The 12,263-nt window shown below is 34.3% G+C and carries 12 protein-coding genes; 7 read left to right on the forward strand and 5 right to left on the reverse strand.

What is annotated here, in order from left to right:
• Positions 1-52 precede the first annotated feature (52 nt).
• The 5 genes from FOF46_RS13235 to FOF46_RS13255 all read right to left on the reverse strand — a co-directional run bounded on the left by FOF46_RS13235 (position 53) and on the right by FOF46_RS13255 (position 4,944).
• Complete coding sequence (locus FOF46_RS13235) at positions 53-400, reverse strand: phage holin family protein (RefSeq protein ID WP_143916760.1); 348 nt, start codon at positions 398-400, stop codon at positions 53-55.
• Between the two features lie 87 nt (positions 401-487).
• Positions 488-2,074, reverse strand: coding sequence for a G-D-S-L family lipolytic protein (locus FOF46_RS13240; protein ID WP_333968537.1), 1,587 nt, complete (start codon positions 2,072-2,074; stop codon positions 488-490).
• Positions 2,075-2,079: 5 nt separating this feature from the next.
• Positions 2,080-3,327, reverse strand: coding sequence for an OmpP1/FadL family transporter (locus FOF46_RS13245; RefSeq protein WP_109435556.1), 1,248 nt, complete (start codon positions 3,325-3,327; stop codon positions 2,080-2,082).
• Positions 3,328-3,448: 121 nt separating this feature from the next.
• Positions 3,449-4,216: an alpha/beta fold hydrolase gene (locus FOF46_RS13250; protein WP_143916761.1), complete on the reverse strand. Its 768-nt coding sequence runs from the start codon at positions 4,214-4,216 to the stop codon at positions 3,449-3,451.
• A gap of 14 nt (positions 4,217-4,230) precedes the next feature.
• Entirely contained in the window at positions 4,231-4,944 is a 714-nt protein-coding gene (locus FOF46_RS13255; RefSeq protein ID WP_143916762.1) for a pyridoxine 5'-phosphate synthase, read from the reverse strand.
• A 101-nt stretch (positions 4,945-5,045) separates the two neighbouring features.
• On the opposite strand from FOF46_RS13255, the gene FOF46_RS13260 reads away from it, so the two are divergent.
• The 7 genes from FOF46_RS13260 to FOF46_RS13290 all read left to right on the forward strand — a co-directional run bounded on the left by FOF46_RS13260 (position 5,046) and on the right by FOF46_RS13290 (position 12,201).
• Complete coding sequence (locus FOF46_RS13260) at positions 5,046-5,702, forward strand: CBS domain-containing protein (RefSeq protein ID WP_109435559.1); 657 nt, start codon at positions 5,046-5,048, stop codon at positions 5,700-5,702.
• A 40-nt stretch (positions 5,703-5,742) separates the two neighbouring features.
• Positions 5,743-6,627 carry an NAD kinase gene (locus FOF46_RS13265; protein WP_109435560.1) on the forward strand — a complete coding sequence of 295 codons (885 nt, stop codon included), beginning with the start codon at positions 5,743-5,745 and terminating at the stop codon, positions 6,625-6,627.
• Between the two features lie 99 nt (positions 6,628-6,726).
• Positions 6,727-7,404, forward strand: coding sequence for a type IX secretion system protein PorG (gene porG, locus FOF46_RS13270; protein ID WP_143916763.1), 678 nt, complete (start codon positions 6,727-6,729; stop codon positions 7,402-7,404).
• Positions 7,405-7,406: 2 nt separating this feature from the next.
• Positions 7,407-8,144: an isoprenyl transferase gene (locus tag FOF46_RS13275; RefSeq protein ID WP_109435562.1), complete on the forward strand. Its 738-nt coding sequence runs from the start codon at positions 7,407-7,409 to the stop codon at positions 8,142-8,144.
• Positions 8,145-8,148: 4 nt separating this feature from the next.
• Positions 8,149-10,770, forward strand: coding sequence for a BamA/OMP85 family outer membrane protein (locus tag FOF46_RS13280; protein ID WP_143916764.1), 2,622 nt, complete (start codon positions 8,149-8,151; stop codon positions 10,768-10,770).
• 35 nt (positions 10,771-10,805) lie between these two features.
• Positions 10,806-11,645: an OmpH/Skp family outer membrane protein gene (locus tag FOF46_RS13285; protein WP_109435564.1), complete on the forward strand. Its 840-nt coding sequence runs from the start codon at positions 10,806-10,808 to the stop codon at positions 11,643-11,645.
• A gap of 46 nt (positions 11,646-11,691) precedes the next feature.
• Positions 11,692-12,201, forward strand: a complete 510-nt coding sequence (locus FOF46_RS13290; RefSeq protein WP_109435565.1) for an OmpH/Skp family outer membrane protein — start codon at positions 11,692-11,694, stop codon at positions 12,199-12,201.
• Positions 12,202-12,263 lie beyond the last annotated feature (62 nt).

The following is a 12,263-nucleotide window of genomic DNA, read 5'->3' on the forward strand; positions in this document are numbered from 1 at the left end:
AAAAGTAATACTTTTTTTATACCACAACAAATTTTAACTCCCTGAAAAACAGTTAGCTTTTATCTTTCTTTAAAATAGAATGTAGTATCGATTGAAATACTGATAGCAAAACACTAAAGATCAGTGCCCACAACCACCCATTAACACTAAAACCAGATATAAAATAATCTGCTAATAGAATAATTGCAGCATTAATAACAAGAAGAAATAACCCCAATGTAATCACAGTAGCGGGTAATGTTAAAATAACTAATATTGGCTTCACTATACTGTTTAAAATTGCTAGAACAAGAGCAACTATTAACGAACTCACATAACTATCCACTCCAACTCCAGGTAGGATTTTAGCCAAAACAATTACTGCTACAGCGCTTAAAATAAGTTTAAGTAAAAAATTCATATCTCAAATATAAACTTTATCTGCTTTAAAAAAAAGCCTGCTAATTAATTAGCAGGCTTTTTATATATCTATATAAAGAGGAAAAAATTAATTCACCTCATTACTTAATGTAACTGTACCATAATCAGCTGGATCCACCCTAGGTAAAACCGAACCATACGTAGCCTGAATAGCATCTAAAACACCATTTGTAACCAAGGCATGTGCTCTTGGAGTAGGATGTACTCCATCTAATGAAAATCCTCCTCCACTTACAAAAGTAGAAGTAACTGTTCCGCCATTAATACGAATACCACCACTAGATGCTTGCTCCAGAACACTTGCCACATCATAAAAAGCAAGCCCATTAGCTGTTGCAAGTCCAGAAATAGTAGCATTAAATGCCACACGTGCATTTTCTATTGCCGTTTGTTCTTCTGGTATTAATACATACTGGTCTCCTAATGGTAATGATACTCCGCTAACAGAAAATTGAGCCGCTGTTTCTTGTGGCACACCAAGCATTACTAATTCTGCCACCCTATCTGTATTTAATTGCCCAATAACTCTAGAGCTAGGAAGCACTAATAAATCTTCAGCTGTAGCCTGTCTTGCTTGTCCAAATTGAGCAGCAATAATAGGTGCCAGAGGACCAAAAGCCCCTGCAAGAACCGCAGAAAGATTAGTAGTGATATCAGCAAGGGATTCATCCTTAATCACTACTGCACTAGCAGCAGTTGTTGAAAATTCAATTGATCTTTCAGGAAAACCTAAAAATGTAAATGCCATATTTAATTGAGAATATACTCCATTAAGTGTTGGTATTTGAGGCCCAAAATTAGGATCTAAAGGACTTAGCGGTGCATAAGGAACCGTTGTAAAGAATGGTAATGAGGTTACACTTGGTAAATTTAAAACCACACCTTTAGCACCATTTGCGGTAAGCCCATCTATTAATTGACTATATACACCTGCAAACGTAGTTGTATTTGTAATATCATTAGATCCATATGTTGACGGATCAAGATTAGGGATTTCGTTATGATCTACACCTACACCTCCTGAAGTTGCATAACTAAGAATATCATTATTCCCAATCCATAAAGAGAAGAAGGTAGGGTTTTGTGCAACTGCATCTCCAATTACAGTTGATGTTGCAGAAGAAGCAAATCTCGCATAATATGGATTTGCTAATCCAGCACTTACACCCGCGGCATTACCATACCCTGGAGCAGCTAGATGATAACTCTTGGCTCCCGGAACTCCCATATTATTAAAAGAACTCCCCAGACTAGTTGTAAAATCTGTAGAAGGCGCAGCTCCTGTAAATGTAGCTGGCCCAACAGGATTACCATCAGCATCAAACACCAATACAAATCTTGGAGGGAAACTTACAGGATCATTACTAAACCCTCCTACATTGTCTGCCATTAATGGCTGTGTAAAATCTCCTCCGCCTGCAAATGCAAACTGTTGAGATAAGATATTAGGATATGAATTTTCTTGTCCTGTAATATATAATGCTCCATCAGCAAAACCTGCTGTAAGCGAATTTCCTAATGCAACAAAATTACTAAAATCAGCCTCACCACTTGCGTATGTTCCTGCCTCATCAATTGGATTATCAAATTCTGGTTCACAAGCTACTAATCCTAATGCCAGAATTGCCAAATATTTTATATTTTTCCTCATCATCTTTATTACAATTTATAAGTTAAACCAAGTCCAGGCGCAAATGCGCTTGATTTATATGTCCCACCAAAAGTTTCTGTACCTCCTGTTGAACTTGTACCAAAATCATAAGAAGCATCAGTTTCTTCAAATCTTAGGTAAAAGAAAGAAGCATCAATTGCTAATTTAGATGTTACAGCAAAGCTTAAACCACCAGAGAATCCATCAGAATCATTACGTGGCGTTTCAGGAGCAAAAAATCCAGGTTGTACTGGTGTTTCATCTCTGTAATATCCTGCTCTTAATGTAATCTTTTCTGTTGCCGCATACTGGACACCAAAACGGTACACAGAAGAGTTTTTATAGTTACGAGGGTTTATAGAATTTCTACCGTTTCCGAAATTAATATCTAAAGACTCATAGACATCCCAATATTGTCTATTATAGTCAAAAGCAAACAACCATTTGTTATACTCATAAGAAAGTCCTACAGTTAATTCTGCTGGTAATGGTAATTCTGCGTTAAAAGAAGTTGTTCCATTTGCAGGAGCTCCTGTAGAATTAGGGAAATTAGCAAAAGTAGCTTCCCCACCATCTGATTCTAATATAATTTCGCTTCGGTAACTAAATCCAAGTCTAAGATTATCTACAGGGTTAAACATTGCACCAATACTCCATCCCCAATTAGAAACACCAGAATCGTCTATAGTGATATTCGAACGAACACCTTCTATATCTGTTGTTGTTCTACTGGCATTACGGTTAAAGTTTACATTACCCGTAACATAAATAGGACCACCACCAATACTAAAATGATCAGAAAGTTTAAACGATACTACTGGTTGAATATAAATAGCTGCCAAATCAATATTATTTACTAACTGAGATCCAGCCCAATCAGTTGGCCAGGTAACCTCACTACCATAAGGCGTATACACTCCAAGTCCAACAGACATCCAGTCATTTACTTGATATGAAGCATATAAGTTAAGAGGCGTCCCTACAGAATTATCGGTTTCTGCAGAAATTCCTAGTTCTTCGTTTTGAAAAATTACATCAGTAAAAATCGCACTCGCACCAACACTCACGTTAATTTTGTTCTCTAAGTACACAAGACCTGCCGGATTAAAGAACACAAGCTCAGCACTGTTCACCACCGCTACTCCCGTATGTCCCATAGCCATTGCTCGCTGACCTTGTACACTAACTCTATATCCACCTGCATATGTGACCATAGTCACCGAGACGAATAGAACTAATAATAAAAGTTTTCTCATAATTAATTTAGAATTGTTTTGTTATTTTAGGATTATGTAAAATTGATTTTCCAAATTTAATAGAAAATACTAATTATCCAACGAAATCATCAAAATATTATGCATACATAGCATTTTTTATCTATTTTTTGATAAATTCTAACACTCTGGTCAAAAATTCCGTTGGATTTTCTGCGTGTAACCAATGCCCAGCAGCAGAAATTTCCCCAATCTCTGAATGCGGGAATTGCTTTTTAATCCTAATTACATCTTCACTAACAATGTAGTTAGACTTTTCCCCTTTTAGAAATAAGGTTTTACCATTGTAGTTTAAATTTTCAGGGAGCTCCACACCTATTTCAGAAGCATTTTTCATCAACGCTTCAAGGTGTATTCGCAATCCTAATGTTCCTTTATCTATCCAATACAAATTTTTCAATAGAAACATTCGCACTCCTACATCAGGAACATACAAACTAAGTTCCTTATCTACTTCTCCTCTTGATTTTAATACTTCAAAATCCAAAGCACTTAATCCATCCAAAATGTCCTGATGATGCAATGGATAATATTTTGGTCCTATATCTGCAACAATAAGATGGTCAATAAGAGTAGGATATTTTACTGCAAAAAGCATCACAGTTTTCCCTCCCATTGAGTGCCCTAAAAGATTAATATTTTTTAAATGATGTATTTCACAATACTCAGCCAAATCATTAGCCATCAATTCATAATTAAAATCATCACTATGTGAGCTTCTACCATGATTACGCTGATCAATAAGATGCACCTGAAAACCTTGTTCAGCAATCTTTTTACCAAGTGTTTTCCAATTATCTCCCATCCCTAAAAACCCATGAAGGATTAGAAATGGTTGACCTTCTCCAAAAACGTTAGCGTGTAATTTCATAAAACAAACTATTATTATTTGAGTCGATATAAATACATATTAATCACATTCTCTAATCCTAGATATATAGATTCACTTATTAAAGCGTGACCAATTGAAACTTCAAGCAAATCAGGAACATTATCCTTAAAAAACTTAATATTATCCAAAGAGAGATCATGCCCTGCATTAACCCCTATACCCAAATCGATAGCTCGCTGAGCACATAATGCATATGGCTTTACAGCTTCCAGATTTCCTTTTGCATAAGACGAAGCAAACTCCTCTGTATACAATTCTATTCTTTCTGTACCGGTAGCTGCAGCCCCTTCGATCATTTCTTCTACAGGATCAACAAAGATTGAAGTCCTTATATTATTACGTTTAAATTCTGATATCACATCTATCAAAAAACCTTTATGCTTTTTTGTATCCCACCCGGCATTACTAGTAATAGCATCTTCTGCATCAGGAACCAAAGTAACCTGGGTTGGAGCGACAGCCAATACCAATTCTATAAATTTAGGAATTGGGTTTCCCTCTATATTATATTCTGTGGTTACAATAGGCTTCAAATCATATGCATCTCTATATCTGATATGTCTTTCATCTGGTCTTGGATGTATTGTAATTCCCTGCCCTCCAAAATTCTGAATATCAGACGCCACCTGAATCAGATTTGGTGTATCTCCTCCTCTAGAATTTCGTAAGGTTGCAATTTTATTTACGTTAACACTTAACTTTGTCATGGTTTTTGATGTCTTTATCTAAAAAAGCAAAAATACAAAGTTGAGAACGCCTTGATTGTATATTTTTTGATTATTTTGCATAATATAGCTCCCCATAAATTATGAAGACAAATTTGTATATAGTTAATGAAATAGAGCCTCTAGATGTGTCTGCCAAAGTTACAGACACACAACTGTTGTTTAATGAGCTTACCTACACTCATTTTCCAGTTTTAAAGAAAGGCATTTACCTTGGATGCATCTCTGAGGCTGACATTAGGTGTTTTGAAACTGACAAAAATCTAGATGCATATCAATATGCCCTTGAAGGTTTCTATGCGCGAAAAGATGATAATTGGTTAGACATTCTAGAGTCGTTTGCTCAGAACAACTCCAACATCATGCCTATACTTGATGATGACAATAGATATTTAGGTTTTTTTGAACTTGGAGACATCATTAATCTTTTTAACGAAACTCCTTTTTTAAGTGAACCAGGAAACATTTTAATCGTAGAAAAAGGGATTTTAGATTATTCATTCAGTGAAATTTCGCAGATCGTGGAATCTAATAACGCCAAAGTGTTAGGGTTATTTATTTCTAAAATGGAAAATGACGTAGCACAAATAACACTAAAAATTAGTGATAGTGATATCAACAACATTGTACAAACATTTAGAAGATACAGCTACAACATTGTTTCCAAACACCATGAAGATTCATTTTTAACAAACCTTAAAGAGAGATCACAATATTTAGAAAAATACCTTAATATATAGTGCTATTTAGCTAACCAATACTAACACAAATCAAAATATAATGAAGATCGGTATATATGGCCAGTTCTATCATAAAAACTCTGGAATCTACATACAGCAATTATTAGAAACTTTAGATAAAAATGGTGCAGAAGTCGTAATCGAGAAGAATTTTCTTGAATTGATAAACCTTCATGACGAAATCGACAAGACCTATTCTCATTTTAGCACTTTTGAAGAACTAGACACTTCTTATGATCTTTTTTTCAGTATAGGAGGAGATGGCACTATCCTTAAAACCATAACATATGTTCGAGATTTAGGAATTCCAATAGCCGGAATAAACACAGGGAGACTAGGTTTTTTGGCAACTATTCAAAAAGAAGAAATCAAAGATAGTATAGCATTAATACTTGATAAAAAATTTTATATATCCTCAAGAAGCCTGGTTACCATAGAAACCTCTCCGTCCAGTGAAGAATTTGGCGTTTTAAATTTTGCCATGAATGAAATCGCGGTAAGTAGAAGAAATACGACATCTATGGTTACAGTACACACTAGCCTTAACAACGAATTTCTAACTTCATACTGGGCAGATGGTTTAATCGTTTCTACCCCTACTGGCTCTACAGGATATTCATTAAGTTGTGGAGGACCAGTAATAACCCCTGATGCAGAAAGTATGGTCCTCACCCCTATCGCACCGCACAACCTTAATGCCAGACCTTTAGTAATTCCTGATAATCAAGAAATCGAATTACAGGTTTCTGGAAGAGAGGATTCTTATTTAGTTTCTTTAGACTCAAGAATTCACACTTTACCAAACGATACTACTATTATTATTAAAAAAGCATCTTTTAAAATTAACATGGTAGTTCTTCAAGACAATAGTTTTCTAAAAACATTACGTAAAAAGATGTTATGGGGAGAAGATAAACGTAATTGAACAATAAAACTGATTAAAAAGTGTTTTTTATTCATACTATTTTACACAAATTCTTGTGTAGTAAAGTTAATTGTTATATTTGCAAACTTTTGAAAATCTATGAGATACTTAGCATCACTTATAATTGTAGTATTTTTTACACAATCTATAGCATCACAAACTTATGAAGTAGGTTTGATGTTAGGAGGTTCTAATTATATAGGAGACGTGGGGTCTACCTACTACATTTCACCAAACGATATTGCTTTTGGAGCTATTGGAAAATGGAATAGAAGTAAACGACACGCTTTTAGAGCTTCATTTCTATATGCAGAACTTAATGCTGATGACGACAAAGGAGATGACAGAAGAAAACAAAGAGGGTTAAGTTTTAACAATTCTGTAAAAGAATTATCATTAGGAATGGAATTTAACTTCTGGGATTGGTATCTTTACGACGGAGAATCCCAATTCACCCCTTACCTATATACTGGAATAACTGCATTTAACTATGGAGCATTAGCTGTTGATCTTAATAATGAGATTGACGCTTATGCAGATAAATGGAGTTTTGCAATCCCTATGGTATTAGGTATTAAAAAAACATTAGGTAGAGATTTTGTACTTGGTGCCGAAATAGGTGCTCGGTATACATTTACAGATAATCTAGACGGTAGTGACCCTGATGATAGATTCGGTACCGGATTTGGTAATTTAAAAAATAACGACTGGTATTTATTTACCGGCATAACAATATCTTACACTTGGGGTAGGGTACCTTGTTATTGTGCTTTCTAAAAATGATCGATAAAAAACAATTAAACTCTAACATTCCTCAGCACGTTGCCATTATTATGGACGGTAATGGAAGGTGGGCTAAAAAGAAAGGGCTATTTAGAGCCGTTGGCCATGAAAATGGAACCAAAGCAGTTCGGGAAGCTGTAGAAAGTTGTGCAGAATTAGGAGTAAAATATCTTACATTATATGCTTTTTCTACCGAAAACTGGAATAGACCAAAACTTGAGGTAGAAACCTTAATGAAGCTTCTCGTAAGCTCACTAAAAAGGGAAATCAAAACACTTCAGGACAATAACATCCAACTTAATGCTATTGGTAACTTACAAACACTTCCTAAAAAAGCAAGAACAGAGCTATTAGAAGTTATTGAAAAAACTAAGTCCAATAACCACATGACACTTACTCTTGCCCTTAGCTACGGCAGCCGTGAGGAGCTTATAAAAACTATTGAAGAAATAAGTATTAAAGTTAAAAATGGTGTAATTTCGCCACATCTTATAAATGAATCAGTCATTAATGAGCATTTGTATACTAAAGACCTACCAGATGTGGATTTATTAATACGTACCAGCGGGGAACAACGTATTAGTAATTTTTTACTTTGGCAGATTGCGTATGCAGAATTATATTTTACAGAAATTTTATGGCCAGATTTTAAAAAATCAGATTTATTAGAAGCCATATTCAATTATCAAAAAAGAGAGAGAAGATTTGGAAAAACTAGTGAGCAGCTCAGTTAAAGAAATGACAAAAAAATTACCTATTACGTATTTTACGTTACTCGCCTTATTAATAAATTCAATATCACTTTCTGCACAAAATTTACCTGGTGCTAACGGGAAAGAATATATTATTGGAGATATTAAAGTTACCGGTATTACCAGTTATAATGAGAATACTGTAATCACTTTTACAGGCCTTCAAAAAGGAGAACGTATTTTTTTACCAGGAGACGAAATAAGTAAAGTCATCAAAAAATTATGGGATTTAGAGCTATTTAGTGACATTAACTTTTATATCACCGATGTAGAAGGAGAGGTTGCAAATCTTGAAATCAATATACAAGAAGTTCCAGAATTAAATGAAGCACGTATTGAAGGAATAAAGAAACGTAAGTCTGAAGAATTAATCAAAGACAATGGACTTACAAAAGGTGCCAAAGTGACCGAAAACCTTACAACTACGACACGTAACTTTATTACCAACAAATACAGAAAAGATGGTTATCTTAACACAAAAGTTGTGATTAATACCATCCCAGTAAAGGATACTGTGGCTAGTAATAAAGTAAATATGGTTGTCCGTATTGACAAAGGTGATCGCGTAAAGGTAGATAGAATCAACATTGAAGGAAACGAACAGTTGTCTAATGCTAAAGTGCGCAGGGCAATGAAAAACACAAAACGTAAGAAACCTCTAAGATTCTGGAAACGCTCAAAATACATCAAAGCAGATTATGAAGAAGATAAGGATAATATTATAACAAAATATAAAGAAAAAGGTTATAGAGATGCTCGTATAACTTCTGATAGCCTTATCGTAGAAGATGACAATAGCATATCTTTAAATCTTAACATTGAGGAAGGAAACAAGTATTACTTTGGTAATATTACATTTCTTGGTAACAGTGTGTATACAGACAGGCAATTGGCTAGACAACTGGTTATCAAAAAAGGGGATGTGTATAACGGTGTACTTTTGGAAAAACAAATTGCAGACAACACAAAACCAGATGCAAACGACTTGACAAACTTATATCAAAATAATGGATACCTATTCTCCTCTATTGATGCAGTAGAAACCAAAGTATACAATGACACTCTTGATTTTGAGATAAGAATTCGTGAAGGAAAGCTTACGTTTTTTGATCATATTACTGTTACAGGAAATGATAAAACAAATGACCATGTAATTTACAGAACACTAAGAACCAAACCTGGTCAACGATATAGTAAAGATCTTGTAGTACGCACAGTTCGTGAATTAGGTCAATTAGGATTTTTTGACCCAGAACAATTAGAACCTCAATTCCAGAATGCAAACCCACAAGCAGGTACTATTGATATCAATTACCCGGTTGTAGAAAAAGGATCCAGCCAGATTGAGCTTCAAGGTGGTTTTGGTGGTGGTGGTTTCGTCGGAACATTAGGACTAGCTTTTAGTAACTTTTCTATACGCAATATTTTTAACAAAGAATCGTATAGTCCTCTACCAATGGGTGACGGTCAAACTCTTAGAGTTAGGGCTCAAGCCAGTAGATTTTTTCAAACGTATAGCCTTTCATTTGTTGAGCCTTGGCTAGGAGGAAAAAGACCTTACCAGCTTTCTACTTCATTTTCTCACACCATACAATTCTTATTAAATAATAGAACAAGGAATGTGGATAGAGATAGTAAATTCCTGATCACAGGTGGATCCATTGGTATTGCAAAAAGATTAAATTGGCCCGATAATTATTTCACACTATCTCAAGCTATTAGTGTAAGACATTATAATCTAAAAAATTATAACACAAGATTATTTACCTTTGGTAATGGTTCATCTAATGATTTATCCTATACCATTGGTATAAACAGAAACAATACTACAGTTAACCCAATTTTCCCAACGGGAGGATCTGAGTTTAATATTGTAGCTAAACTATCTGTTCCTTACTCGCTTTTTGACGGAGTTGATTATAGTGAATTAGCAGAGCGTAGAGCAATTTTGGATCAAGAAATAAACGACCCCAACACAAATCCAATAACGCGTCAAGAAAAACAAACTGAAATCGGAGAAATTGATCAAGAGCGTTTTAAATGGTTAGAATACTATAAGCTTAAATTTGACGGAACCTGGTATACTAGTTTAATTAATATAGGGACAAAACCTTTAGTTTTAAGAACAAGAGCAGAGTATGGGTTCTTAGGAGCTTATAACAATGATAGAGGTAATATTCCTTTTGAACGATTTTTCTTAGGAGGAGATGGTCTAGGCGCAACGAGTTTGGATGGTAGAGAAGTTATTGCATTAAGAGGATACCCTAATCAGTCGATTACTCCTCAAAGCAGAACAAATAATCAAGATTTTGATGCCGATGGGGCAACAATTTATAATAAATATTCGTTAGAACTTCGTTATCCTATAACGCTAAAACCTGCAGCATCCATATATATGTTAGGGTTTTTAGAAGGGGGTGCTTCTTATGATAGTTTTAAGAGATTTAACCCTTTTCAACTAAGTCGTTCAGCTGGTGCAGGTTTACGTATCTTTATGCCAGCTTTTGGATTACTTGGTATAGATTTTGGATATGGTTTCGACCCTATTCCTGGAACAAATCAACCAAATGGATGGGAAACCCACTTCATTATAGGACAACAGTTTTAGTTTTGGCACGATTATTTCAATATATACACAAAATTATGAAAACAAAGGGTCTTTTACTAGTTGCAGCAATCAGTTGGCTATTTTTTACACAAGCAATAAACGCACAGAAAGGTATCAGGATTGGTTATATAGATATGGACTATATCCTTGAAAATGTTCCTGAATATAATGAAGCTTCCTCTGAGCTTGAAACCAAAGTTCAAAAATGGAAAGTTGAAATCGAAGCAGAGCTTAAAGAAGTAGAAGAAATGCGAAAAGACCTTAATAGTGAAAGGGTTCTATTAACCAAAGAATTAATTGAAGAAAGAGAAGAAGATATCTTTTTTAAAGAAAAAGAAATATTAGAATATCAACAAAAACGTTTCGGTCCTAATGGAGATTTATTTATCCAGAAAAAGAGGCTAGTACAGCCGGTACAAGATCAGGTTTTTGTAGCAGTGCAAGAAGTTGCAAAAAATAAGAAATATGATTTTATCTTTGATAAAACTGCCGATTTAGTAATGTTATATTCTGCAGATAGATATGATATTAGTGATCAGGTACTATTAAGAATAAATAGAGTTTCAAAAAGAAAACAACTTAATAGCAAACAAGAAAAGAAAGCTCTGGAAAGAGCCGAAAAGAGAAATGCAGAACAAGAAAAAGAAGTAACAGATAGAGAAAGACTGGCTCAAAAAAGGCTATCAGACAGAGAGCAACTTCTAGCAGAACGTAAGGCAGAAAGAGACTCTATACGAGCTGCAAAAAAGAAAGAGTTTGAAGCAAGAAGAGCAAAATTGTTAGAAATACAAAAAAGAAAAAAAGATTCTATAAAAGCATTAAAAGCTAAAAAAGAGAATCTGGATAATAACAATGCTGAAGATAACAATAATTAAAAAATTAATTTTATAAATTTATAACACCCTTTAATATTACTTACAAATGAAACAATTTAGAACATTACTAGTAGCTATTGCGATTACTATAGGAACATCAAGTTTTGTAAATGCTCAATCAAAAGTAGCACATATAGCATCCCAAGAGCTTGTAGAGGCAATGCCTGCTTTTAAAGCAGCCAAAAGTGAAGTGGAGAAACTTAATAAGACTTATGATGCAGAGATAAGAAATATGGTACTAGAGCTGCAAAATACTATAAAGAAATATTCTCAAGAAGCAGAAACTAAAACTGATGAAGAGAACCTAAAAAGACAACAAGAAATACAAACTACAGAAAAAAGCATTAATGATTACAGACAAAATGCTTTACAGGATCTTCAAAAGAAAGAAGTTGAGCTTTTAAAGCCAATATATGAAAAAGCACGTACATCTATCCAAAAGGTTGCTAGAGCACAAGGATTTCAGTATGTACTTGATTCAACCACAGGAACGGGAGTCATTATGGCTGACGGTAAGAATCTTATGGCTGATGTAAAGAAAGATCTAGGAATATAAGTATAACTTTATCTTTTTATAAAATTTAGAAAAACAGTGAGTCTCTTCTCACTGTTTTTTTA

It is taken from the genome of Aquimarina algiphila, assembly GCF_007489275.1.
Lineage (GTDB): Bacteria > Bacteroidota > Bacteroidia > Flavobacteriales > Flavobacteriaceae > Aquimarina > Aquimarina algiphila.

Excerpts from the sequence above, each read along its gene's own strand:
- FOF46_RS13235 (WP_143916760.1), bottom strand. The coding sequence starts at position 400 with ATGAATTTTTTACTTAAACTTATTTTAAGCGCTGTAGCAGTAATTGTT.
- FOF46_RS13240 (WP_333968537.1), bottom strand. The coding sequence starts at position 2,074 with ATGATGAGGAAAAATATAAAATATTTGGCAATTCTGGCATTAGGATTA.
- FOF46_RS13245 (WP_109435556.1), bottom strand. The coding sequence starts at position 3,327 with ATGAGAAAACTTTTATTATTAGTTCTATTCGTCTCGGTGACTATGGTC.
- FOF46_RS13250 (WP_143916761.1), bottom strand. The coding sequence starts at position 4,216 with ATGAAATTACACGCTAACGTTTTTGGAGAAGGTCAACCATTTCTAATC.
- FOF46_RS13255 (WP_143916762.1), bottom strand. The coding sequence starts at position 4,944 with ATGACAAAGTTAAGTGTTAACGTAAATAAAATTGCAACCTTACGAAAT.
- FOF46_RS13260 (WP_109435559.1), top strand. The coding sequence starts at position 5,046 with ATGAAGACAAATTTGTATATAGTTAATGAAATAGAGCCTCTAGATGTG.
- FOF46_RS13265 (WP_109435560.1), top strand. The coding sequence starts at position 5,743 with ATGAAGATCGGTATATATGGCCAGTTCTATCATAAAAACTCTGGAATC.
- porG (WP_143916763.1), top strand. The coding sequence starts at position 6,727 with ATGAGATACTTAGCATCACTTATAATTGTAGTATTTTTTACACAATCT.
- FOF46_RS13275 (WP_109435562.1), top strand. The coding sequence starts at position 7,407 with ATGATCGATAAAAAACAATTAAACTCTAACATTCCTCAGCACGTTGCC.
- FOF46_RS13280 (WP_143916764.1), top strand. The coding sequence starts at position 8,149 with ATGACAAAAAAATTACCTATTACGTATTTTACGTTACTCGCCTTATTA.
- FOF46_RS13285 (WP_109435564.1), top strand. The coding sequence starts at position 10,806 with ATGAAAACAAAGGGTCTTTTACTAGTTGCAGCAATCAGTTGGCTATTT.
- FOF46_RS13290 (WP_109435565.1), top strand. The coding sequence starts at position 11,692 with ATGAAACAATTTAGAACATTACTAGTAGCTATTGCGATTACTATAGGA.